The organism is Oceanisphaera sediminis (assembly GCF_039539745.1).
Taxonomy (GTDB): domain Bacteria; phylum Pseudomonadota; class Gammaproteobacteria; order Enterobacterales; family Aeromonadaceae; genus Oceanimonas; species Oceanimonas sediminis.
Genome location: NZ_BAABDS010000051.1, coordinates 113061 through 135737, shown reverse-complemented (window position 1 = coordinate 135737; position 22677 = coordinate 113061). Strand labels below are relative to the sequence as shown.

23 protein-coding genes are annotated in these 22677 nt (G+C 56.4%); 21 read left to right on the top strand and 2 right to left on the bottom strand.

Features of this window, described 5'->3' with window-relative positions; all coding sequences use genetic code 11:
• Positions 1 to 70 precede the first annotated feature (70 nt).
• Complete coding sequence (asnS, locus tag ABD827_RS17610) at positions 71 to 1471, bottom strand: asparagine--tRNA ligase (RefSeq protein WP_344966003.1); 1401 nt, start codon at positions 1469 to 1471, stop codon at positions 71 to 73.
• A 117-nt stretch (positions 1472 to 1588) separates the two neighbouring features.
• Here asnS and ABD827_RS17605 point away from each other — a divergent pair, with 117 nt between their 5' ends.
• The 17 genes from ABD827_RS17605 to ABD827_RS17525 all read left to right on the top strand — a co-directional run bounded on the left by ABD827_RS17605 (position 1589) and on the right by ABD827_RS17525 (position 17129).
• Positions 1589 to 1933, top strand: coding sequence for a hypothetical protein (locus ABD827_RS17605; protein WP_298722350.1), 345 nt, complete (start codon positions 1589 to 1591; stop codon positions 1931 to 1933).
• A 51-nt stretch (positions 1934 to 1984) separates the two neighbouring features.
• Complete coding sequence (locus tag ABD827_RS17600; RefSeq protein WP_344966002.1) at positions 1985 to 3301, top strand: L,D-transpeptidase family protein; 1317 nt, start codon at positions 1985 to 1987, stop codon at positions 3299 to 3301.
• 76 nt (positions 3302 to 3377) lie between these two features.
• Complete coding sequence (locus ABD827_RS17595; RefSeq protein ID WP_344966001.1) at positions 3378 to 3578, top strand: Flp family type IVb pilin; 201 nt, start codon at positions 3378 to 3380, stop codon at positions 3576 to 3578.
• A 644-nt stretch (positions 3579 to 4222) separates the two neighbouring features.
• Positions 4223 to 4420: a pilus assembly protein gene (locus tag ABD827_RS17590; protein ID WP_344966000.1), complete on the top strand. Its 198-nt coding sequence runs from the start codon at positions 4223 to 4225 to the stop codon at positions 4418 to 4420.
• Positions 4421 to 4534: 114 nt separating this feature from the next.
• A complete protein-coding gene (locus ABD827_RS17585) occupies positions 4535 to 5053 on the top strand; it encodes an A24 family peptidase (protein ID WP_344965999.1) in 519 nt (172 codons plus the stop codon).
• A gap of 191 nt (positions 5054 to 5244) precedes the next feature.
• Complete coding sequence (locus ABD827_RS17580) at positions 5245 to 6492, top strand: AAA family ATPase (protein ID WP_344965997.1); 1248 nt, start codon at positions 5245 to 5247, stop codon at positions 6490 to 6492.
• A 136-nt stretch (positions 6493 to 6628) separates the two neighbouring features.
• A complete protein-coding gene (gene cpaB / locus ABD827_RS17575; protein ID WP_344965996.1) occupies positions 6629 to 7435 on the top strand; it encodes a Flp pilus assembly protein CpaB in 807 nt (268 codons plus the stop codon).
• Between the two features lie 39 nt (positions 7436 to 7474).
• The gene (locus ABD827_RS17570) at positions 7475 to 8881 is read left to right on the top strand and encodes a type II and III secretion system protein family protein (protein WP_344965995.1); all 1407 of its coding nucleotides are present in this window, start codon (positions 7475 to 7477) and stop codon (positions 8879 to 8881) included.
• Positions 8882 to 8930: 49 nt separating this feature from the next.
• Positions 8931 to 9200, top strand: a complete 270-nt coding sequence (locus tag ABD827_RS17565) for an addiction module component (RefSeq protein WP_344965994.1) — start codon at positions 8931 to 8933, stop codon at positions 9198 to 9200.
• Between the two features lie 27 nt (positions 9201 to 9227).
• A complete protein-coding gene (locus ABD827_RS17560; RefSeq protein WP_344965993.1) occupies positions 9228 to 10568 on the top strand; it encodes a pilus assembly protein TadG-related protein in 1341 nt (446 codons plus the stop codon).
• The gene (locus ABD827_RS17555; RefSeq protein WP_344965992.1) at positions 10568 to 11041 is read left to right on the top strand and encodes a TadE family protein; all 474 of its coding nucleotides are present in this window, start codon (positions 10568 to 10570) and stop codon (positions 11039 to 11041) included. Before ABD827_RS17560 ends, ABD827_RS17555 begins: the two co-directional genes overlap by 1 nt.
• Positions 11041 to 11568 carry a TadE/TadG family type IV pilus assembly protein gene (locus ABD827_RS17550; protein WP_344965991.1) on the top strand — a complete coding sequence of 176 codons (528 nt, stop codon included), beginning with the start codon at positions 11041 to 11043 and terminating at the stop codon, positions 11566 to 11568. Before ABD827_RS17555 ends, ABD827_RS17550 begins: the two co-directional genes overlap by 1 nt.
• Entirely contained in the window at positions 11565 to 12779 is a 1215-nt protein-coding gene (locus tag ABD827_RS17545) for a CpaE/TadZ family protein (protein ID WP_344965990.1), read from the top strand. Before ABD827_RS17550 ends, ABD827_RS17545 begins: the two co-directional genes overlap by 4 nt.
• Before the next feature lie 42 nt (positions 12780 to 12821).
• Positions 12822 to 14129 carry a TadA family conjugal transfer-associated ATPase gene (locus tag ABD827_RS17540; RefSeq protein WP_344965988.1) on the top strand — a complete coding sequence of 436 codons (1308 nt, stop codon included), beginning with the start codon at positions 12822 to 12824 and terminating at the stop codon, positions 14127 to 14129.
• 11 nt (positions 14130 to 14140) lie between these two features.
• A complete protein-coding gene (locus tag ABD827_RS17535) occupies positions 14141 to 15115 on the top strand; it encodes a type II secretion system F family protein (protein ID WP_344965987.1) in 975 nt (324 codons plus the stop codon).
• 1 nt (position 15116) lies between these two features.
• Positions 15117 to 16064: a type II secretion system F family protein gene (locus ABD827_RS17530; RefSeq protein ID WP_344965985.1), complete on the top strand. Its 948-nt coding sequence runs from the start codon at positions 15117 to 15119 to the stop codon at positions 16062 to 16064.
• 99 nt (positions 16065 to 16163) lie between these two features.
• Positions 16164 to 17129 carry a tetratricopeptide repeat protein gene (locus ABD827_RS17525; protein WP_344965984.1) on the top strand — a complete coding sequence of 322 codons (966 nt, stop codon included), beginning with the start codon at positions 16164 to 16166 and terminating at the stop codon, positions 17127 to 17129.
• 64 nt (positions 17130 to 17193) lie between these two features.
• Here the strand turns inward: ABD827_RS17525 and bioA are convergent, their stop codons facing one another.
• The gene (gene bioA / locus ABD827_RS17520; RefSeq protein WP_344965983.1) at positions 17194 to 18459 is read right to left on the bottom strand and encodes an adenosylmethionine--8-amino-7-oxononanoate transaminase; all 1266 of its coding nucleotides are present in this window, start codon (positions 18457 to 18459) and stop codon (positions 17194 to 17196) included.
• A 122-nt stretch (positions 18460 to 18581) separates the two neighbouring features.
• Here bioA and bioB point away from each other — a divergent pair, with 122 nt between their 5' ends.
• From bioB to bioD, 4 genes are all read left to right on the top strand, one after another.
• Entirely contained in the window at positions 18582 to 19613 is a 1032-nt protein-coding gene (gene bioB, locus ABD827_RS17515) for a biotin synthase BioB (protein ID WP_344965982.1), read from the top strand.
• A gap of 292 nt (positions 19614 to 19905) precedes the next feature.
• Positions 19906 to 21048, top strand: a complete 1143-nt coding sequence (gene bioF / locus ABD827_RS17510; RefSeq protein WP_344965981.1) for an 8-amino-7-oxononanoate synthase — start codon at positions 19906 to 19908, stop codon at positions 21046 to 21048.
• Between the two features lie 151 nt (positions 21049 to 21199).
• Positions 21200 to 21955 (top strand): malonyl-ACP O-methyltransferase BioC, encoded by a 756-nt coding sequence (gene bioC, locus ABD827_RS17505; protein ID WP_344965980.1) that lies wholly within the window; start codon positions 21200 to 21202, stop codon positions 21953 to 21955.
• The gene (gene bioD, locus ABD827_RS17500; protein WP_344965979.1) at positions 21948 to 22631 is read left to right on the top strand and encodes a dethiobiotin synthase; all 684 of its coding nucleotides are present in this window, start codon (positions 21948 to 21950) and stop codon (positions 22629 to 22631) included. Before bioC ends, bioD begins: the two co-directional genes overlap by 8 nt.
• The last annotated feature ends 46 nt before the right edge of the window (positions 22632 to 22677 follow it).

The window sequence follows — 22677 nt, the reverse complement described above, 5'->3', positions numbered from 1 at the left end:
GTTGCGGCAAACCACAAAAAAAGCCCTGCAGTGCAGGGCTTTTTGTTGCGCGTATTTTAATGTCCGAGAATCAGAAGTCGGCGTTGCGCGGGGTGCGGGGGAAGGGGATCACGTCCCGTACGTTACCCATGCCGGTCACGTAGGCCACCAGACGCTCGAAGCCCAGACCAAAACCGGAGTGGGGCACGGTGCCGTAACGGCGCAGATCCCGATACCAGCCGTAGTCTGCCGGATTCAGGCCCATTTCTTCCATGCGGCTGTCCAGCACTTCCAGCACTTCTTCCCGCTGGGAGCCGCCGATGATCTCGCCGATGCCCGGGGCCAGCACGTCCATGGCGGCCACGGTTTTGCCGTCCGGGTTCAGCTTCATGTAGAAAGACTTGATGTCCTTGGGATAGTTCTTCACCACTACCGGCGCCTTGAAGTGTTCTTCGGCCAGGTAGCGCTCGTGCTCGGAAGACAAATCAACGCCCCATGCCACCGGAAACTCGAACTTCTTGCCGCAGTTTTGCAGTATCTCGACCGCATCGGTGTAATCCACCTGGGCGAAGTCCTGCTCCACAAAGCTCTGCAGCCGGGTGATTGCGTCTTTATCGACACGCTGGGCGAAAAAGTCCATGTCGTCCATACGCTCGGTCAGCACGGCGTTGAACACATACTTCAGCATCTCTTCCGCCAGGCGGGCGGCATCGTCCAGATCGGCAAAGGCCAGCTCGGGCTCGACCATCCAGAACTCGGCCAGGTGACGGCTGGTGTTGGAATTTTCGGCGCGAAAGGTCGGGCCAAAGGTATAAATCTTGCTCATGGCGCAGGCGTAGGCTTCGGCGTTCAGCTGGCCGGACACGGTGAGGAAGGTTTCCTTGCCGAAAAAGTCTTCGCCGAAGTCGATATCGCCCTTGTCGGTGCGAGGCAGGTTTTGCAGATCCAGGGTGGAAACCCGGAACATCTCGCCGGCGCCTTCGCAGTCGGAGGCGGTAATCAGCGGGGTGGCGACCCAGGCGTAACCATTTTCGTGAAAGAAGCGGTGAAGGGCCTGAGCCAGGCAGTTACGCACCCGGGTAACGGCGCCCATCATGTTGGTGCGCGGGCGCAGGTGGGCGTATTCGCGCAGGTACTCGATGGAGTGGCGCTTGGCCGCCATCGGATAGGTATCGGGATCATCGACCCAACCGATAACCTTGACCTCGGTGGCCTGCAGCTCGAAGTCCTGGCCCTGACCCTGAGAGGCGGCTACGGTGCCGGTGACTTCCACCGAGCAACCGGTGGTCAGACGCACCACTTCATTCTGATAATTCGCCACGTTATTGGGTACCACGGCCTGCACCGGATTGAAGCAGCTGCCATCGTGTACTGCCAAAAACGAGATACCCGCCTTGGAGTCACGGCGAGTACGAATCCACCCTTTTACGGTCAGGGTGGTGCCAACAGGATATTTGCCCGCCAGCACATCAGTAACGGATGCGTGGGTCATGTGAAATCGCTCTCCAGCTTCAACTAAATCGGCACGAGGCCGATAGACTATAGATAAGGAAGCTAATGTTACCTCTGTAGTCTCAGGACTCAAGCAAAAGTTGAACCGGAGGGCGCCATGGCAAAACAAGGCACCGATTGGCTGGGAAAGTTGCTGGTAACCATGACCCTGGGCGGCTGGAGCCTGTATATACTGTTGCTGCTGGTGTTTCATTACGGTCGCCCCGAGCAGCAGTTCGGCTATCTGCGTTATCAGGATATTGCCGTGAGAACCGAATGGCTGATGCCGCACAGTATTTGGTTTCACATGGGTACATTTGGCATTTTGGGGCTGGCGGTGACCGCCTTTACCCTGGTGCACCTCAAGGGGCGGCGCCATCAGCAGTTTCTCAAGATTTACCTGTTGCTGCTGGTTGCCGCGGCCCTGTTCACCCTGTTGCTGTTTTATTTTTATCCGCAATAACCGGTTTTTTGTCCATACTTAAAGCCGTCACAGTCCCAGGGAGGGGTACTGATGTTGCGTTTAATGGTGCTGTTATGGGTGTTGGTGTCGCCGTTGCAAGCCGCAGAACGGATGTTGTGGCACAACGGAGATAACGAGCTGAATGAGGCCGGTCGGCAGCTGGTCGATTTGCTGGTTCCCGACCCGGCCGCCATAGCGGGGTTGTCGCCGGCCGAACGGGACGCCTGGCTCAGCCGGGAATGGCGCCGGGTGCTGGCAAACCGGGCCCGTTTTGCCCAGTATGCCCTTTCCCCCGACCACACCGAGGCCGGTTTCGAGCAGGCTTTGCGCAGCGGCGAGCTAAGCGCCTATCTGCGCCGCCAATTGCCGGACTACCCCGCCTATCTTCAGCTCAAGCAGCATTATCACGCCCTGAATGACGCCGTCGGCATGACGGCCCTGCCTCCCGGAGGTGAAGTGCGCCCCGGTGAACGGGACAGGGCCATTCCTGCATTACGCCAGCGGCTGACCGAACTGGGTTATGCCCTTGCGCCACCTCGTGGTCGCGCCGATGCGCTGGATCGCAGCCTGAGTGACATTCTCAAGAGCCTGCAACGGGCCAATGGCCTGAAGCCGAACGGCCGGCTTACCGCCGATATCCGTGCCATGCTGAATCGCTCACCGGCCGAGTTACGCAAAGAGCTGCGCCATAACCTGCGCCGCTGGCTGTTATTGCCGCCCGCCGCCCCCGAGCGGTTTGTGCTGGTGAATATTCCCGCCTATCGACTGACCCTGATCCAGCACTCCCGACCGACCCTGAGCATGAAGGTCATCGTTGGGCGGCCCGACTGGCCCACGCCCGAGCTGGGTACTCATATCAAGGCGCTCAAAGTCAATCCGGACTGGACCCCCACCGCCAACATCATTCGTGAAGACTTGTTACCGGCACAAAAGCGTGACCGGGGCTTTTTAAGCCGCAACGGTTTTGGCGTCTGGCTGCCGGGTGTAGCGGGCAAACAGGATCCGGGCACCATCAACTGGCAGCAGCCCCCGGCCGGCCTGCGGCTGGTGCAACAACCCGGGCCCGGCAATGCGCTGGGCCGCTTCAAGTTTGAAATGAACAACCCCTTCAATATTTACTTGCACGACACGCCGGACAAGCGGCTGTTCGGCGAGCAGCAAAGGGCGTTGAGCCACGGCTGTGTGCGGCTGGCCGAGCCGGGCGAACTGGTGCAAAACCTGGGCTGGTCTTTACCGGAATACAAGCAAACCCGGGTCTTGCCCACCCGCTCGCCGACCCCGGTGTTTCTGGTGTATTTCACCACCTGGGTAGAGCAGGGCCGCCTGGTCTTTGCCGAAGATATTTATCGAAAAAACGAGACAATATAAGCCATATGAGGCCTGACCAGAGTTCTACACTTTAATTTGTTATTTATATGGATGCGATTATAAGGGAGAAGAGGCGATGCTATTTAATGAAAGATTAAGCAAGGAGCTGAAAAAACTCTGGCACGACGAACAGGGCCTGACCACGGTAGAATATGCGGTAGCGGGGGCGCTGGTCGCAGCCTCATTGGTGGGGGCCTTTACTGCCCTGGGTGATGGGATTGGGGAAAATATCAATGCCATGTGCAAAGTGGTGAAAAATGACGGTGCCGATTGTTAATGAGGCGTAAGTAATGCGGCATAACAAATGTGGTTCTGTCGTTATTCCCGCACGTCCTCTCTTGTCATTCCCGCGAAGGCGGGAATCCAGAACTTGTGGCGCAGAATGGTCAGGCTGAGGGTCGCCTGCAAAGACACTGGACCCCCGCCTTCGCGAGGGTGACGATAAAGAAAAACTAGCGCCAAAATCTACCAATAAAAACGGCCGGCATGTTTGCCGGCCGTTTTTATTGCCTGGCCGTTTGTTCAATGACATAAATTCGAATGAATTCACGCCATATTATCATCAAACTATCGAAAAGTTGCATTAATAAAAACGGGCTTTTACTTTGAATAAAACCTCTCCCTTGGTTATACCTAATGTGTAAGACGAAATGATGTGAAGAGATGTGAATAGATGTGAGGAAAGAATAAAGAAGTGGGGCCGGGGATAGCTCGGAGGCGAATAACCATATAAACGGCTAGGCAAGGAGGTAACCGTATATATGAGTATTAAACAGCCATTATGGTTGTGTAAGCGGACACTGTCCCGACATGAAAGAAACGTGAACAGAAACATGAGCAGCAACATGAAAGGTTAAACGTTAAAACGAAAATCGGAATATCTCCGATTGAAAATATTCAAGATGGAACGAGGGTATTTTTATGTTTATCTTAAAAGAACTGAATCGCCTGCTGAATGATGAAGAAGGTCTGACCACGGTAGAGTATGCGGTGGCAGGAGCTTTGGTTGCATCGGCTGTAGTAGTGGCTTTTGAAAATCTTGGTGGGGCTGTCACGACAGAGATTAATGGTTTGTGTGGTGTTATTGAAAATGGCTCAAGTGGCGCGTCATGCACTTAATTTATTATCAAATTAATTAATTTAATAATTATTTAAATGTGTTTCTTAAATGAAAAGTAATGACCAATAGGGCAGTGTGGCTGCCCTATACATTCAATTGAGCATGGTGACGCTATGGAACAGCTACCCTTGTTTGTAATGCTTTCAGTCGCTTCATGGCTGGATCTGACCAGTCACAAAATTCCCAACTGGTTGACACTTCCCTTCATTCCACTGGCATTGATTTATCATGGCTTTCTCGGTGATGGCCTGGCCTTCAGCCTGAGTGGTCTGGTCTATGCCTTTATCCTGTTATTCCCGCTGTTTTTTTTCCGGCTGCTGGCCGGCGGTGATGTCAAGCTGGCGCTGGGCATCGGTGCCTTCCTCGGCTGGACCCTGTTTCTCGAATCCCTGCTCTATGGCCTGATGATAGGCCTGCCGCTGGTGCTGGTATATGCCTTTCATAAAGTCGGCTGGGATGGCTTCAAACAAAGCTTTATGCGCTATGGTTATATTCTGGGTAGCAAAAAATACCTGGCACCGGTGGAGGGCGAAATGGCCGGGTTAAAGGTGCCTTACGGTCCCGCGCTGGCGCTGGGTGCCATGCTGGCGGTGGTACTCAACAAGTACCAGATATTTACCCTGGTATCCTGAACATGACTGGACATCAAGGAGTAGGGTCGACTTATTTTAGGTAAGAGTATTCGACCGTTATTCGCCCATGATTTACCAAGGCATGAAGCGGCATGGCGATATTTTGTTGGAATTCGGTGAAATTTGGTGAAATTCGGTCGACTGAAGTCGACCCTACGGCTTACGGCTTACAGAGATAGGAGGTAACACGGATGTACCTGCCCAAACCGAAAACCCTGGCCGATACCGGCCTGTCGAAAGAGCTGTTGCTGCGCCTGACCCTGCGCCACCTGCAGGAAGAAGGTTCCCTGTCATTACCCGCCCTGAGCGATCGGCTGTGTCTGCGTGGCAGCGTGGTAGAGCCCCTGCTGCAAGAGCTGAAAATGCTGCAACAGGTGGAGGTGCGGGCCTCGGGGCGTTCCGGCGATGTTATTCGCTATGCACTCACCGCCAAGGGCCAGTATGAGGCCCAGGAGTTGAGCGGACGCGACGGTTATATAGGCCCGGCGCCGATACCATTGGAGGCATACAATAAATTGGTACTGAGCCAGGCACTGGGCGAGCGCAGCATTGGCCGCGAGCGGCTGGAGCAGGCGCTCGGTGACATGGTGATCAGCCAGGAGCTGATCAACACCCTGGGGCCGGCGCTGAACTCTCGCCGCCCGCTGCTTATTTACGGCCATGCGGGCACCGGTAAAAGCTTTTTGTGTCATCGCTTCAACAAGATGTTCGACGAAACGATTTACGTGCCGCACGCCATAGCGGTGCAGAACACCATAATACCCATATTCGATCCCCTCTATCACTGGCGGGCCGACGACCCCACGCACGACCAGGGCGAAGACATGGACGGCCGTTATGTGCCCTGCAAGCGGCCGCTGGTCATGGTGGGCGGCGAGCTCAAGCTGGATACCCTGGAGGTGCACTTCGACCGCCAGTCCCGCCAATACAGCGCGCCATTGCAGATGAAGGCCAATAACGGCGTCTTTCTGATTGACGACTTGGGAAGGCAGGGCTTTGCCGCCGACGAGCTGTTCAACCGCTGGATAGTACCGATGGAAGAGCGGCGAGATTTTCTGTCATTGCCCAATGGCCTGCACTTCGATATTCCCTTCGAGCAGATACTGGTGTTTTCCACCAACCTGGATCCGGAAACCATTGCCGACGAGGCCTTTTTACGCCGTCTGGGCTACAAAATAGAACTGGGTGCCATGTCGCCAGCATTATATAAAAACATCTGGCTGATGAACCTGGAAAAATATCAACTGATCGCCAACGAGTCATTGTTCGATTATATGGTGAACGAGCTGCATGAAAATAGCGGAAAACCACTTATCGCCTGTTACCCGCGCGATATTCTGGGTATCGCCAGAGATATCATGCATTTCAACGGCCAGGCCGGTGAGCCGCTCGATGAAAAAATACTGAAAAAAGCCTGGAGCATGTATAGCGTACACTGACTATACTTTTTTTACTGTTCAGCACAACCTGGTTAATAACGGCTGGTTAATAACAGTTGGTTGATGATGATTAATAGCTGTTTATTAATAACCGCCTGTTAATTAAAAGGGTTGCAGTAAACCTAAGGATGGGGTTATGAAAACACGAACCGTAATGCTTTTATTTTTGTCGGTCATATTCGGTCTGGGTGCCGCCTGGATGGCCAATAACTGGCTGGAACAACAAAGCGCCGCCAGTGCCCGCGAGGCCGAACGGGCGGGCAGCGAGCTGGCGCAGGTGGTGGTGGCGTCGGTGGACCTGGCCCCCGGCGTGCAGCTCGATCCCATTCATGTGCAACTCAAGCAGATTGATGCCCGCCTGGTGCCGCCCGGTTCCATTATTACCCTCGAAGAAACCCAGGGCATGGTGACCAAAAACAACCTTTATAAAGGCGACGTGTTGCGCAAGGAGCGACTCACGCCCATCGGGCAGGGTAGCACCCTGTCGGTGTTGCTGGAGCCGGGCATGCGGGCGGTTACGGTAAGGGTGAACGACGTTATCGGGGTGGCGGGTTTTCTGTTGCCCGGCAACAGAGTCGACATTCTGTTTACCGAGGGTGACATGACCCGCACCGTGCTGAAAAACCTCAAGGTACTGGCGGTGGATCAAACCCAGCATACCGATGAAAATCGCCCCAAGCTGGTGCGCGCCGTTACCCTGGAAGTGGATCCCGAGCAGGCCGAGAAACTGGTCAACGCCAGCTCCAACGGTCGTATTCAGCTGGCGCTACGTAATCCCAACGACGAACAGGATCTGAATGACATAGTAGCCGCGCTCTCGCCGGAGTCTGCTTCTCCGGTAGCGGCAGAGCCGGCGGCACCTAAGCCCAGGGCTCGCCCTCGCCAATCGTCGGTTGATCTGATCAAGGGTACCAGTCAGCAGCAGGTGCCGGTAAAAAGCTGAATACCAACAAAAAAACAAGGTTCACATGGAGGTGACACTATGAAAACACTGCTTAACGCTATGTTAGCAGCACTGCTGCTGTCGCCCGGCCTGCTATGGGCCGGGGGCAGCCTGCAGCAGGCAGGGAATGAAGTGCAGTTACCCATTCACAAATCCCGTTCGTTAATGCTGGATAGACCCGCCAGCCGGGTATCGGTGGGTAACCCCGCCATTGCCGATGTACTGGTATTGCAGGATCGCGAGCTGTATCTGGTGGGCAAGTCGCTCGGCCATACCAACCTGATGGTATGGGACATGAACGATGGCCTGATGCAGGTATACGACATCGAGGTCAGCCACGATTTGCAGGGGCTGAAAGAACGGCTCTATCGTTTTTTGCCCAACGAGCCGATTCAGGTGCATACCTCCCAGGGTCAGCTGGTCATGAGTGGCGAAGTGTCGGACTTGAACCGGCTGAACGCCGCTTATGAACTGGGCCGGGGTTATGTGGTGGCCGCCGAAGGAGGCGTGGCCCGATCCGAGGTGATGAACATGATGAGCGTGGGTGGCGGCCAGCAGGTGATGCTGGAGGTGACCGTGGCCGAGGTAGCGCGAGATACCTCGCGCAGCTGGGAGTCGGCGTTCGAGCTGCTTGAAAGCTCCGGTAACTGGGGTTTTTCGTTATTGCGTGACAGCGTGGGCCAGTTGGCCAGCTTTGGTAGCAACACCCTGGTAGGCCAGTTTGCCAGCGCCGACACCGTGTTTAACGTGGCGCTGGATCTGGCCAAAACCCGCGGCCTGGCCCGGGTGCTGGCCGAGCCGCGCATCACCGCCATCAGCGGTCAGTCGGCCGAGTTTCTGTCCGGTGGCGAGTTCCCGGTACCGGTTCCTACCGAAGACGGGGTAGCGGTGGAGTTCAAGGAATTCGGTGTCGGGCTCAAGTTTACGCCTGTGGTGCTGAGCAGCGGCAAAATCAACCTCAATCTCAATGTGTCGGTCAGCGAGCCGGTAGTGGCCAACCAGGCTAATGTGCCCCTGTTCGGGGATATAACCGCCCTCAGCAAGCGCAGTGCCGGCACCACGGTTGAACTGGGCGATGGTCAGACCATCAGCATCGCCGGCCTGCTCAGCGAAAACAGTCGCGAGTCGGTCAGGCAGCTGCCCTTCGCCGGTGACATTCCGGTACTCGGCAATCTGTTTACCAGCCGCAGTTTCACCAAGGGCGAGTCCGAACTGGTGATCATGGTAACGCCCCGCCTGGTACGGCCGTTCGACAAACAGCAGGTCAGCCTGCCGACCGATGGTTTTATCGAACCTACCGATATCGAGTTTTACCTGCTGGGTAAAATGTCGTTGCGCAACCGGGCCGACGATCAAACGCCGATGGTGCAGTCGCAGGGTAATACCGGCATGAGCCAGGCGGTAGCCGAAGGTGGCATGGAGCAAACCTATGGTCAGTCGCTTTAGTAGAAGATATGGCAGGCATGACCAGCCGGTACAGACAAGGAGACACACAATGAAACGGATACTACTGATCATGCTGGCCACCGGTGCCGTTACCGGTTGTGCAGGCGAACGATATTACGATTTTGCCATGGGCAACGACGTTCAGGAGCTGGACGAGCTGCAGATTATGGACCCCGAAGCAGGCCTGCGTAACGACGGCAAAATTGCCGCCCTTACCCTGAATGGCGAATACGGGGTATCGCTGCACGACAAATACGTGAAAGGGGCAGAAGCCCCCGGTGAGGGTAAAACCCAGGTAACCCTTAACTTCGGCGATTAACTTTCGGCGATAATAAGCAGGAGAAACATGATGAAAGCGTTATCGCACCGCAAGCAACAGAAAGGCGCCGTGCTCGTCCTGGTGACGATAGCGCTCTTTACGCTGCTCGGCTTCACCGCCCTGGCCCTGGATGGCGGCTATTTGCTACTGAACAAGACCCGGGTACAGGATGCGGTGGACTCGGCCGCCTTGAGTGGGGCCAAGACTCTGACCAAAAAGCCAGCCGATGGCAATACCCATGATGATGCAAGAGATGCAGTTTTAAATACCCTACAGACGGTATTTGCCGGTGATGGCTTCAGCCAGGTCAATATCGACACCAATAACCTGGCAGCGGCGGTGACGGTACAATTTTCCGAAGAGGTAGTTCCCTTTATTTCTACTACTGATGAAGCTGCCAGATTTATCCGTGTCAGGCTCGATACAGTGCCTGTCACCCAATTTTTTTCCCAACTTCTGGTTGATTCTTGGCAGGTGAGTTCATCGGCGGTTGCGGGCCCCGAGGTCGGTTCCAATACAGAAGACAACAAAGTCATTCCCTTGTTACTTTGTGCCAAAGATCCGGATGATATAGAGGGAGATGGTAGTTTTGGTTTTAATGAGTCGACTGAAACGGAGCAGGGTGATGTTATCGTGATTAAAACCAACCATCATAAAAAAGCCCCGGTGGGTGGCGGTAACTTTCTGGGGCTGGCGCTGGAAGGAACGGGCGCCAATGTATTTCGTAATGCGCTAGCCGGAGACTTGACGGATAAATCTATTGTTGTTGTGGGTCAGGATGTAACTACCGAACCGGGTAATATGACAGGGCCGGCCTTGGGGCTGAATACCCGTCTGAACGAGTTTAATTCGCCCCTTTCTGCTCCCGACGAACAACCAACTATGGCTGGTTCAGAGGCATTTTATCCTGACTGTAAACAGCCAGCTCCTGACTCCCTTACCTTTGATAATGAAGACTTTGGTTTTGGTGATCCAGGTCTTCCAGGCTCAGGAAATGTCAGCCTTCAGGATGGTGATGCCGATGGGGATGGGATTAATGAAAAAGAGCACTTGCAGAGCTATCCGGAATATTTTTCAGGAACTGATACGGTGGATATTAACTCTTCAACAGACGGGAAATGTATTGATGACCGGCGTATCGTCAAGGTGCCAGTAGGAAACTGTGATCCTGGTTGCAACGGCCGTTGTGACATACCCGTAGTTGGTGTGGCCTGCATGTTTCTCAATCAGAAGGTAACGGGTAATGGCAGTAGCCAGTATATTGTTGCCGAAAAAATAGCAGGCTGTGGCTTGGGTGGCAGCAATCCGGGTGCAAGCAACTCGTTCAAGCTGGTCTTGTATAAAGACTCGAATAATGGTGACTCCTGATGAACAGATATAATTTTAAACTCCCCAGGCACCAACAAGGCTTGGCCGCAGTAGAGGCAACCATTGTCTTACCCATCATACTTTTGATGATGCTGGCTATTGGAGAGTTTGGCCGTATGTTGTATCAATATAACAGCCTGACCAAGGTCGTAAGAGCCGGATCCCATATTGTCCTTGATTCTGATAATTATGCAGATATAACTGCTCGCAATGAGAGAGAGGATAAGATTAAAAATTTGATACTCTATGGTTCAGAGACTGGGAGTAGCCAACCAGTTTTGCCCGGTCTGGCTGCGGATGATATCAGCTTTACCTATATTGAGTTGCCGATTGATAGTGGGGATTTTTACTATCAGGTGAGAGTCGATTACGACTGGACTCCGGTATTTGGCAGTACCTTTAATACTTTTTTTGGTAATAGTTTATCCCTGAGTTTTCCGCTAAAAACAAGTATCACAGTGAGGGAGCTGTAATGAGAAAATATTCCCGTAGCCTCACGGGGTACAAGACCCACCGGCAGCAGGGTACTACGACTGTGGAATTTGCCATTGTCGGCTCCGTGGTTTTTTTGGTGTTGTTTGCGGTGATGGAAGTGGGCCGACTTATGTATACCTGGAGTGTGTTGAACGAGGTCTCGCGTCGGGCAGCCCGGCTGGCTACTGTCTGCCGGGTGCAGGAAGTGCAGGACGGCACTGTGACAAATGCCGTTGTCAATCAGCTGGCGGGAACGTTACCCGGCTTCATACCAGAGAATCTGAATTTCGATTACTTTGACGGTACCAGTACAACAGCACTAGCTAAACCGGAAAGTGATGATTTCGATAAAATCCGCTATGTGCGCAGCAAGATAGTTAACTACCAATATCAGATGATTTTGCCGCTGACCGTCGACTTGTCCATGTTGGCACCGGATTTTTCATCCACCCTGAGGGCCGAGAGTCTAGGCAAAACCCGGCAGGGCGATGCGATTTGTGATGATACCGGAGGAGTCAGCCTATGACAGACGCCAAAATTGTAGAACTGGAAAGCATTTCATCACCTCGTCAGCCGCTGGCCTGTCCGTTGCAGGTCAACGTGATGGATCCGGACGGTCGTTTATGGACTAAACTGCAAAGCCAGCTTCAGTCCAGCCAGTTGCAGCTGCGCCGTTTATCCGAGCAGGATCCTCTGCCCAGGCCGGGGCGTCAGCTGTTGCTGCTGGTGGATCACCCCATGATCGGCGCCGTGTACGATGAACTGGAACGCCGGCAGGCGCCGACGCTGCCATTGATCGTGGTGGGCGATCCGGGTCACACGGCGTTGATGCGCCGGTCCATGCGGCTGGGGGCAGTCGACTTCTTGCCCTTCGACTATCAGCCGGCCGAGCTGTGGTCGGCCCTGACCCGGGTGGCCGACCAGCAGGCGGCTAGTGCCACGCTGGCACCGGTGACCGTGGTGGTCAACGGCAAACCCGGATCCGGCGCCAGCTTTATTTGTGCCAACCTGGGGTATGCGCTTGGTCGGCGCCATGACGACGACAAGACACTGCTGGTGGATGCCAACCTGCATTACGGCTCGCTGGCGGATTACCTGAATGTCAAAGACAAGCAGGGCAGCCTGGCCGGCGGCATGGAAAGAGCCACCGAAATGGATGCCATGGCCCTGTCGGGCATGGTCAGTCCGGCCCGTGAGCGGCTGGATGTGCTGCCGTCGGCACCGGTTGCACTGGCGGAACAACTGCAGCCCACGGCAAAAAACTGCTCGCAGCTGATGTACCTGTTGCGTAGCCAGTATCAGCAGGTGGTGGTGGACTTGTCCCGCGGACCCGAAAGCTGGAATGTGCCCATGCTGGAATGTGCCGACCATGTGCTGGTGGTGATGCAGCAGTCTTTGTCGGCCCTGCGTGAAACCCTGTATCTGCTGAAACGGTTACGACACGAACTGGGTATACCGAAAAACCGGATTATTTTGCTGATAAACCGTTACGACAAGAGAAAGGACCTATCTTTAAAGAAAATAGAGCAGACCACAGAGGTCACGCATATTCTGACGGTGCTCAATGATTTCACCATGGCGGAAAATTGCACCGATTTGGGCAAGCTGGTGGTGGAAATAGAAAAGAAACACAAACTGGTCAAAGTATTTAACGACATTGTCGGTGACATTACGCCACAGGATGAAGAACAGGCCGCCAGGCCCGGATTATTTAAAAGGTGGTTTGGCCGGCATTGAATAGCTTGTTTCTTTAGTACTGAATAATAAAAGGGGTCAAGGATGAACCTGGAAGATTATATTCTCAATACGGATGAAGAAGCCTATAAACATCGTCTGCATGGCAAGCTGATGGATATGCTGGACTTGCCCATGCTGCAAACCATTTCTCGCGAGCAGGCCAGCGAACAGATAGAGCGGCTGTGCTTTCAGGTCATGCAAGACTCGCCCACGCCACTCACGGTGGACTCCCGCCACAAAATTGTTCGTCAGCTGCTGGACGAAATACTGGGCCATGGCCCTTTGGAGCCACTGCTGGCCGATCCGGCTATTGCGGATATCATGGTCAACGGCGCCAAAAGCATCTATGTAGAACGCCGGGGGCGCATAGAGCGGGTGCCACTCACCTTTACCGACGACGATCATCTGATGGGGGTAATAGAGCGCATCGTGTCCAGCGTGGGCCGGCGCATCGACGAGCTGTCGCCCATGGTGGATGCCCGCCTGAAAGACGGCTCCCGGGTCAATGCCATCATACCGCCGCTGGCGCTGAACGGCCCGACCCTGTCGATTCGACGCTTTACCGTAGAAAAGCTGGCGGTAGACACGCTGATCGACTTTGGCACCATTACCCCGCCCATCGCCCAGGTAATGGAAGCGGTGGTCAAGGGCAAGCTCAATATTCTGATCTCGGGCGGTACCGGTACCGGTAAAACCACCTTCCTCAATATACTGTCCGGTTTTATTCCGTCCAATCAGCGCATCATCACGGTGGAAGACTCCGCCGAGCTGCAATTGCAGCAGCCTCATGTGGTACAGCTGGAAAGCCGGCCCGCCAACATAGAGGGCAAGGGAGAAGTCGCCATGCGCGATCTGGTGAAAAACACCCTGCGTATGCGGCCCGATCGCATCGTGGTGGGGGAGGTGCGGGGCGCCGAGGCCTTTGACATGTTGACCGCCATGAACACCGGTCACGAAGGATCCTTGACCACCATTCACGCCAATACCCCGCGCGACGCCCTGGGACGGCTTGAAAACATGGTATCCATGACCGGTTTCGACATGCCGGTGAAGAACATTCGGGCCCAGGTGGCGTCGGCACTGGATCTGATCATACAACTGGAACGGCAGGAAGACGGCACCCGCCGTATGGTGAGCATGCAGGAGGTGCACGGCATGGAAGGCGAAACCATCACCATGTCGGAGATTTTTACCTTCGAGCGCACCGGTATCGACGCCGAAGGCAAGGTGCTGGGGCGCCACAAGCCGACCGGCGTGATGCCCAACTTCTACGATCGTCTGGCCCGTCGGGGCATGGTGTTGCCGCGCAGCCTGTTTGGTGACGATGAGTTGCACCAGGGCATTTTCTAGCGGGAGGTTTTATGAGCAGCAATACCCTGATTTTTTTGGCGTTGGTCGGGCTGGCGGTGGTGTTTTTGAGCCTGGCGATGTTTGTGCCGGTGACCCAGCCCCGGCTGAACCGTTCTGCTCTGCTCAAGCGTCGCATTGCGGCGCTGGAGGCAGAAAATCACGAGCAGCAGCAGGTATCCATCTATCGAACCAAGCGGCTGGACGCGCTGTCGCCGCTGTTGCGGCGGCTGGAAACCTCGCCTCTGCTGGAGCGGGTGGCCTTTGCGCTGGAGCTGGCGGGTTCTCGCCTTTATGCGTATCAACTGGTGTTTCTGACGGCCCTGATAAGCCTGGTGCTGGCGGTGGCGTGCTGGTGGCTGTGGCACAGCTGGCTGCTGGTGCTGATGGCGTTGGTGCTGCCGGCTCTGGTGATGCACATCAAGCTCAAACGTAATTACTATAATCGGTTGGCGCTGTATGAGCAGCAACTGCCAGAGGCACTGGACATCATGAAGCGGGGCCTGCAGGCGGGTTATTCCTTTGCCGACACCATCAAGCTTATCAGCGAGCAGATGCCCAATCCGCTGGGGCGTGAATTTGCCCTGGTGTTTGCCGACATCAACTACCGCAAGGATATTCGCAAGGCCATGACCGGCCTGTTGGAGCGGGTGCCGAGTGTGTCGAACATGGCGCTGATCAGCGCCGTGCAGGTGCAGCGGGAAACCGGCGGCAACCTGGTGGAAAACATCGACAAGCTGGCCACCATTATTCGTGACCGCTTCAAGTTCAACCGCCAGTTGAGAACCCTGTCCGCCGAAGGGCGCATGTCGGGCTGGGTGCTGGTGCTGACCCCCTTCGCGCTCTTTGCGATGATGTATGTGACTACGCCGAGTTATATTGCCGAGCTGTTCAATAGCAAAGACGGGCATCGATTACTGATTTACGGTGGCATCACCATGGCGTTGGGTGTCTGGTGGATAAGCCGCATCATCAAGATTGAGGTGTAACATGGCAGAGCTAACAGAGTTGTTTAACGCAGGACTGACCGATCCTCGCATGCGACAGTGGCTGCTGATAGGCGGGGTGGCGTTGTCGGCCATGACCCTGTTCTGGGGCCTGGCGATGGTGGCAGGGGGTATAACCAGTCCCTATCGTCGGCGGCTGAATCACATGCAGCAACAGGTGGAAGAAGAACAGCAAGACAGCCTGGAGCAGCGGCTGGTGCTGGCCAAACAGGGCGGCACCGGTACCTTTAGCGGGCACCGTATTCGCACCCTGCTGGTACATGCGGGCTTTCAGAAAAACTCGGCCTACCGCATCTTCACCGGTATCCGCCTGCTGGTGGTGATGCTGTCGGTATTGGTGGCGCTTGCCATTATGCTGACCGTTACCGCCTTTTCCTACAACATCATACTGTTACTGCTGGTCGTGGTGGCCTATGTGGCTTATGTGTTACCCGTGTTTGTGCTGGAGCGGTTTGCCAATCATCGTATGACACAAATGAAACTGGCGATGCCGGATGCGCTGGATCTGCTGGTGGTCTGTACCGAGGCGGGCATGGGCTTCAAGGCGGCGCTGCAGCGGGTGGCCAAAGAAATCAGCCTGAGTCATGAAGAGCTGGCCGACGAGCTGGGGCTGATTTCCGCCAAGCTGCGCGCCGGGATCAGCCTGAAACAGGCGTTTGACGAGTTTATCCTGCGTACCGGGCTGGAAGATTTCAGCAGCCTGAACGTGGCCATCAACCAGTCCATACAGCTGGGTACCAGCATCGCCGAAACCCTGCGTACCTATGCCGATGAATATCGCATCAAGCGCAAGCAGGAGGCGGAGGAAATGGCGGCCAAAATCGGCACCAAGATGATTTTTCCGCTGGTCTTTTTCATCTGGCCGTCGTTTTTTATCGTGGCCATCGGCCCGGCGTTACTCAAGGTATTCAAGGTGTTCGGCAATATGTAACCGGCATTATGGAGCCCGACCGACTGGCCGAACCATCTGGGTCTGACTAACCTTGAATTGTGTCTTTCTTTGACCATGGACTGGTTTAAGGATTTTAAAATGAAAAACAAACTGTGTGCGCTGATCACGGTGGTGTTGCTGAGTGGTTGTGCCAGCACCAATGAAACCAACGATAACGGACTATTCGGGGCCAAATCGCCGGGGGTGGGAGTCATTAAGCCCACCACGGCGGCCGAGGCTCGCATGCTGGTCACCCAGTCGCAAACGGCCGGCAACCCGGATGCCATGATTTATGCCTATACCCAGGCGCTGGCCTTTGACGAGTTTGAGCCGGCGGATATTTATTTTCATATCGCCGGGCTGGAGCAGCAACGACATAACAACGGGCAAGCCGAGCAAGCCTACCGGCAGGCCATAGCGGCGGCGCCGAAGCGTGAGGATCTTAAAGAATCATTGGCGTTGCTGCTGGTGGACATGAAACGCCATCAGGAAGCCGAAACCCTGCTGCAAGAGGTGGTGCTGGCCGATCAGGCCCGGCTCAAGGCGCCTGCCGCCGACTCCCCGACCACCGCGGTTGCCCAGTGCGTAACAGACAATCGGTCGCCCTGGCGCAGCTATAATGGCCTGGGGCTGCTGGCGGACATTCTGGAGCAGGGCGAGCAGGCCCGTCATCATTACCAGTGCGCCTTGAAAATACAGCCCGGCCTGGCCATATTGCACACCAATCTGGGCTTTTCCTATTATCTGGAAGGAGAGTACCCACAGGCCGAGCGGGCGCTGACCCGGGCGGTAAATCAGGATCCGCAATACCGGCGTGCCTGGAGCAATCTTGGGCTGCTGTATTATCGTTGGAACCGCAAATCCGAAGCCCTGGCCGCTTTGCGTAAAAATGGCACCCAGGCCGAAGCACTCAATGATTTGGGCTATATCGCCCTGATGGAAGGCGCCTATGAAGAGGCCGCCGGCCTGTTTCAGCGCGCCATCGATGCCTCACCCCGTTACTATCCCAGAGCGGTGGCCAACCTGAATCAGGCCAAAAACATGACGGCAGTAGCCAAACGCTGAACAGGCTTGTGTTCGAATCTGTCATCCTGACGATTTTGCCGTCATCCTGACGAACGTCAGGATCTCATCCTTCGCAAATCATCAGCATGGCCTGGGTGAGCCTACTCAGCTCGTCCGGCTGTATGATGTAGGGCGGCATCACATACAGCAGCTTGCCGAAGGGGCGTATCCATACCCCTTGTTCAACCAGTTGCTGTTGCACCTCGGCCACGTTCAGTGGCGCATGAAGCTCAATCACGCCAATGCCGCCCAGCACCCGCACATCCGCCACCCGGGGCAGTTCCCGCGCCGGGGCCAGCTCTTGTTGTAATTGTGCCTCAATGATTGTGATGCGTGCCTGCCAGGGCGATTCCAGCAGTAATTCCAGGCTGGCGATGGCCACGGCACAGGCCAGCGGGTTGGCCATGAAGGTGGGGCCGTGCATCAGCACCCCGGCGGGGCCGTTGCAGATGGTCTCGGCCACCTTCTGGGTGGTAATGGTGGCGGCCATGGTCATGTAGCCGCCGGTCAGTGCCTTGCCGATGCACATGATGTCGGGCGCAATGCCCGCCCATTCGCAGGCAAACAGTTTGCCGGTACGGCCGAAACCGGTGGCTATTTCATCCACGATCAGTAAAACATCGTACCGGTCGCACAGCGCGCGGGCGCCTTTCAGATATTCCGGGTGGTAGAAACACATGCCGCCGGCGCCCTGCACGATGGGCTCCAGGATCAGCGCCGCCAGCTCGTGATGGCGCTGTTCCAGTATCTGCTCCAACGGGTGCAGGTCCTGCGGGTTCCATTCGCCGTCGAAGCGGCTTTTAGGGCTCTCGATAAACAGATGCTCGGGCAGAAAGCCCTTGTACAGGCTGTGCATGCCGCCGTTGGGGTCGCACACGCTCATGGCGCCGAAGGTGTCACCGTGGTAGCCCTTGTTCAGGGTCACAAATTTCGTTTTGGGCTGGCCCCGACCGTGCCAGTACTGAATGGCCATTTTCAAAGCCACCTCTACCGACACCGAGCCCGAGTCCGCCAGAAAAAACCGATCCAGCCCGGTTGGCAGCACCTGAGTCAGCGCCCGGCACAGGTTGACTGCCGGGTCGTGGGTCAGGCCGCCGAACATCACGTGCGACATCTTCTCCAGCTGTGCGCTGGCCGCCCGGTTCAGCTCGGGCACATTGTAGCCATGCAGGCCGGCCCACCAGGACGACATGCCGTCGATTAGCCGGCGACCGTCGGCCAGTTGCAGATAAACGCCATCGGCGCGCTCTACCTGATAACAGGGCAGGGGCCGGGTAAGCGAGGTGTAGGGGTGCCAGAGGTGGTGCAGATCGAATGCCTGGTTATTCATGACTTCTTTGTTCATAAAATAGTCAGATGTAAACTTTGATTTGTATTGGTGATTGACAGGCTAGCACCGGTGCTTACACTAGCCAAGAAAAACACCTCTGGATATCAAGGATAAGGCCCCGCATGAGCCGTCAAAACTGGACCCGTGAGCAGGTGCTCGCATTATTTGAACGCCCCTTCTTCGACTTGCTGTTTGAAGCCCAGCAGGTGCACCGCGCCAACTTCGATCCCAACGAGGTGCAGGTTAGTACCCTCTTGTCCATCAAGACCGGCGCCTGTCCGGAAGACTGCAAATACTGCCCGCAAAGCGCCCGCTACAGCACAGGGCTGGAAGTTGAACGGTTGATGGAAATGGAAAAAGTACTGGAGCGAGCCAAGGAAGCCAAGGCCAACGGTTCCAGCCGTTTCTGCATGGGCGCCGCCTGGCGCAACCCCAAAGAGCGGGACATGCCTTATCTGGTGCAGATGGTGCAGGAAGTGAAGTCTCTGGGGCTGGAAACCTGCATGACCCTCGGCATGCTCAGCGATGATCAGGCCGGAAAACTGGCCGATGCCGGGCTCGATTATTACAACCATAACCTGGACACCAGCCCGGAATTTTACGGCGACATCATCACCACCCGTACCTACGCCGACCGGCTCAACACCCTGGAAAACGTGCGCAACGCCGGCATGAAGGTGTGCTCCGGCGGTATCGTCGGCCTGGGCGAAAGCCCGGAAGACAGAGCCGGCCTGCTGCTGGCGCTGGCCAATCTGCCACGTCAGCCCGAAAGCGTGCCCATCAACATGCTGGTGAAGGTGAAGGGCACCCCGATGGAAAATCAGGAAGACCTGGACGACTTCGATTTTATCCGCACCATCGCCGTGGCCCGCATCCTGATGCCGCAAAGCCATGTGCGTCTGTCTGCCGGTCGCGAAAAGATGAACGACCAGATGCAGGCCCTGTGCTTCATGGCCGGCGCCAACTCCATCTTCTACGGCTGCAAGCTGCTGACCACCCCCAACCCGGACGAAAACAGCGACATGCAGCTGTTCAAGCGCCTCGGCGTGCGCCCCAGCGGCGCCAGCCAGAAACCGGACGAAATGACCGAAATCGAGCTGCACGAACAACTCGCCGCCCAAAACGAACCCAAACCGCTGTATTACGAGGCTTGACAAGGATCGTAGGGTCGAATTCATTCGACCAATGGCATCGCACGGCGGTTGACTTGGTCCATTGAAATGGACCCTACGACAGGCGCTATGATGTATTTTCGTAGGGTCGAATTCATTCGACCAATGGCGGCGCTAGGTGGCTGGGTTGGTCCATTGAAATGGACCCTACGACAGGCGCCACGATGTATTTTCGTAGGGTCGAATTCATTCGACCGATGGCGGTGCCCTGTATTTTCGTAGGGTCGAATTCATTCGACCAATGAGCAAGCCATTCAATAAATTGAGAGAACGCATGCCTTTTAATCTGAGCCTTAGCGAGCGAGAAGCGGCGGGCCTGAAGCGCAGCCTGCCGGTGATCGATCGGGTAAGCGGCCGGCAGTTGTGGGCCAACGGCAAAGGCTATCTCAACTTTGCCGGTAACGATTACCTGGGCTTCAGTCAGGCGCCCCAGCTCAGGGTCGCCGCCGAGGCCGCCGCCCGCGAGTTTGGTGTAGGCGCGGTGGCCTCTCCGTTGGTGGTGGGGCACCAGGCCATTCACCGGACGCTGGAAAGCGAGCTGGCCGACTGGCTGGGGCTGGAGGCGGTGCTGCTGTTCAGCTCCGGCTTTTCCGCCAATCAGGCGGTGATAAAGGCATTGCTCGGCAAGGGGCACTGGCTGTGGCAAGACCGACTCAATCACGCCTCTCTGCAGGAAGCAGGCGCCCTCAGCCCGGCCCGCATGCAGCGCTTTGCCCATAACGACATGGCCGCGCTGGCGGCGAAGATCAAGCCCGAGGCGGGACTTATCGTGTCGGAAGGGGTGTTCAGCATGGACGGCGATCAGGGTGACTGGCAGGGCCTGGCGCAAGTGGCCGAGCAAAGCCGTAACTGGCTGATGATAGACGACGCCCACGGCCTGGGCGTGCTGGGCAAACAGGGCAAAGGCACCCTGAGCGAGCAGGGCGTGGCGGCAGAAAAGGTGCAGATCACCATGGGCACCTTTGGCAAGGCGTTGGGCGTGAGTGGCGCCTTTATCGGCGGCAGTCGGGAGTTGATCGAGTATTTGCACAACCACGCCCGCAGCTATGTATACAGCACCCACCTGCCGCCACCCCAGACTGCCGCCATTCTGGCGGCGGTGCGGCTGGTACAAAAGGCGGACGACCAGCGCGATCAGCTGTGCGAGCGGGTGCAGCAATTCCGCCAGGGTGTGGCCGGCCTGCCGTTCGAACTGCTGCCGTCCGCCACCGCCATTCAGCCGCTGATTGTGGGTGACGAGCACAGAACCCTTAGGCTGGCCGCCCAGTTGCGCGAGTCGGGCTGCTGGGTGGGCGCCATTCGTCCGCCCACCGTGCCCAAAGGCTCGGCCCGGCTGCGCATCACCCTGAGCGCTGCCCACACCAGGGAAGACGTGCAACGGCTTGTAGGCGTTTTGCATCGGTCTTTGCCCCGTTAAAACGGGAGGCCTACAAGAGCACCGTCACTCCCGCGAAGGCGGGAGTCCATGGTGTATGGCGTTTTAATGCACAGAGCAACGCCACTTACAGCTGACAGCTTACGGCTTATAGCTGCCCGAAGGGATCATCAACACCGGAGAAACTCGCCTGATGCAACAGGTCGACAAACAGAAGGTGGCCGCCGCCTTTGGCCGTGCCGCCCACAGCTACGAACAACACAACGAGCTGCAGCGGCGCAGTGGCAATGCCCTGCTGACACGACTGCCGGAATGGGGCGACACGGGGCTGGATCTGGGTTGCGGCAGCGGCTGGTTTGCGCCGCTGCTTAAACAGCGGGCGGAGCAATTGCTGGCACTGGACCTGTCGCCGAACATGCTGCAACAGGCGACCCAAAAAGCCGACATCATCCCCATCTGCGCCGACATGGACGCCATGCCACTGCCTGGCCAGAGTCTGGACTGGATTTTTGCCAACCTCTGCCTGCAGTGGAGCGCCGATCCGGCCGCCTGGCTCAGGGGCTGGAGCGACCGGCTCAAGCCCGGCGGCGTGCTGGTGTTTTCCACCCTGCTGGCGGGCAGCCTGCACGAGCTGGAACAGAGCTGGCGGCAGCTGGACGGCCATGCCCACATCAACCGCTTTATCACGCCTGAAACGCTGGAGCAGCAATTAACCGCCACCGGCCGTCGCTGGCAACTGCAGCAGGTGGATGAGCAGCTTTGTTATCCGCAACTGAAAGGGTTGCTGCTCGATCTCAAGGGCATCGGCGCCAACCGGGTTAACGGCTCTCGCCGTCCCGGCCTGATGGGCAAACAGGCCTGGCAGCGACTGAATCTCATCTATCCTAAAAACAATCAGGGCCACTGTGTGGCTACTTATCGGCTGGCGTATGGAGTCATCTATGGCTAAGACATTTTTCATTACCGGCACCGACACCGAAGTGGGTAAGACCTTCGTGACCCGGGCGCTGATGCAGGCCGCCGCCGAGGCGGGCAAGAAAGTGCTGGGTTACAAGCCGGTGGCCTCCGGCTGTGACCTGATCGACGGCGAGCTGAAAAACAGCGACGCCCTGACCCTGCAGGCGGCTTCGTCCATCACCTTGCCCTACGCCATGCACAACCCATACGCTTTTGCCCCGGCCATCGCCCCCCACATTGCCGCCGCCCAGGCTAACGAGACCATCAGCATTCATCATATTGGCGAGGGGCTGGCCCGGCTGAAGGAAACCGCCGTCGACTGGATTTTTACCGAAGGCGCCGGTGGCTGGCGACTGCCGCTGGACGAACAGCACCTGTTGTCCGACTGGGTAAAAAAAGAACACCTGCCGGTGATTCTGGTAGTGGGGGCGCGGCTGGGCTGCATCAATCACGCCCTGTTGACGCTGGATGCCATTCGTCACGACGGCCTAGTGGTGGCCGGCTGGGTGCTGAATCGGGTCGATCCCGAGATGAGCCATTATGAAGAAAACGCCGCCACCCTCAAACAACGTATCAAGGCGCCGCTGCTGGGCGAGATCCCCTGGCTGGGCGAAGAGGGTATGGCGTCGGTGAATAACTTCATGGATATTGCACCTTTGCTGAAATAATTCATCATGGCCATCTTGAATTTCGTCCACGCGGACATATTATGTC

What these genes read in the sequence shown, in the direction of transcription:
- bioF (WP_344965981.1), top strand. Translation starts at nt 19,906, where the DNA reads ATGCCTTTTAATCTGAGCCTTAGCGAGCGAGAAGCGGCGGGCCTGAAG.
- ABD827_RS17540 (WP_344965988.1), top strand. Translation starts at nt 12,822, where the DNA reads ATGAACCTGGAAGATTATATTCTCAATACGGATGAAGAAGCCTATAAA.
- ABD827_RS17550 (WP_344965991.1), top strand. Translation starts at nt 11,041, where the DNA reads ATGAGAAAATATTCCCGTAGCCTCACGGGGTACAAGACCCACCGGCAG.
- asnS (WP_344966003.1), bottom strand. Translation starts at nt 1,471, where the DNA reads ATGACCCACGCATCCGTTACTGATGTGCTGGCGGGCAAATATCCTGTT.
- bioB (WP_344965982.1), top strand. Translation starts at nt 18,582, where the DNA reads ATGAGCCGTCAAAACTGGACCCGTGAGCAGGTGCTCGCATTATTTGAA.
- ABD827_RS17585 (WP_344965999.1), top strand. Translation starts at nt 4,535, where the DNA reads ATGGAACAGCTACCCTTGTTTGTAATGCTTTCAGTCGCTTCATGGCTG.
- ABD827_RS17565 (WP_344965994.1), top strand. Translation starts at nt 8,931, where the DNA reads ATGAAACGGATACTACTGATCATGCTGGCCACCGGTGCCGTTACCGGT.
- bioC (WP_344965980.1), top strand. Translation starts at nt 21,200, where the DNA reads ATGCAACAGGTCGACAAACAGAAGGTGGCCGCCGCCTTTGGCCGTGCC.
- ABD827_RS17595 (WP_344966001.1), top strand. Translation starts at nt 3,378, where the DNA reads ATGCTATTTAATGAAAGATTAAGCAAGGAGCTGAAAAAACTCTGGCAC.
- ABD827_RS17555 (WP_344965992.1), top strand. Translation starts at nt 10,568, where the DNA reads ATGAACAGATATAATTTTAAACTCCCCAGGCACCAACAAGGCTTGGCC.
- cpaB (WP_344965996.1), top strand. Translation starts at nt 6,629, where the DNA reads ATGAAAACACGAACCGTAATGCTTTTATTTTTGTCGGTCATATTCGGT.
- ABD827_RS17570 (WP_344965995.1), top strand. Translation starts at nt 7,475, where the DNA reads ATGAAAACACTGCTTAACGCTATGTTAGCAGCACTGCTGCTGTCGCCC.
- ABD827_RS17525 (WP_344965984.1), top strand. Translation starts at nt 16,164, where the DNA reads ATGAAAAACAAACTGTGTGCGCTGATCACGGTGGTGTTGCTGAGTGGT.
- ABD827_RS17535 (WP_344965987.1), top strand. Translation starts at nt 14,141, where the DNA reads ATGAGCAGCAATACCCTGATTTTTTTGGCGTTGGTCGGGCTGGCGGTG.
- bioD (WP_344965979.1), top strand. Translation starts at nt 21,948, where the DNA reads ATGGCTAAGACATTTTTCATTACCGGCACCGACACCGAAGTGGGTAAG.
- ABD827_RS17545 (WP_344965990.1), top strand. Translation starts at nt 11,565, where the DNA reads ATGACAGACGCCAAAATTGTAGAACTGGAAAGCATTTCATCACCTCGT.
- ABD827_RS17605 (WP_298722350.1), top strand. Translation starts at nt 1,589, where the DNA reads ATGGCAAAACAAGGCACCGATTGGCTGGGAAAGTTGCTGGTAACCATG.
- ABD827_RS17560 (WP_344965993.1), top strand. Translation starts at nt 9,228, where the DNA reads ATGATGAAAGCGTTATCGCACCGCAAGCAACAGAAAGGCGCCGTGCTC.
- ABD827_RS17600 (WP_344966002.1), top strand. Translation starts at nt 1,985, where the DNA reads ATGTTGCGTTTAATGGTGCTGTTATGGGTGTTGGTGTCGCCGTTGCAA.
- ABD827_RS17590 (WP_344966000.1), top strand. Translation starts at nt 4,223, where the DNA reads ATGTTTATCTTAAAAGAACTGAATCGCCTGCTGAATGATGAAGAAGGT.
- bioA (WP_344965983.1), bottom strand. Translation starts at nt 18,459, where the DNA reads ATGAATAACCAGGCATTCGATCTGCACCACCTCTGGCACCCCTACACC.
- ABD827_RS17530 (WP_344965985.1), top strand. Translation starts at nt 15,117, where the DNA reads ATGGCAGAGCTAACAGAGTTGTTTAACGCAGGACTGACCGATCCTCGC.
- ABD827_RS17580 (WP_344965997.1), top strand. Translation starts at nt 5,245, where the DNA reads ATGTACCTGCCCAAACCGAAAACCCTGGCCGATACCGGCCTGTCGAAA.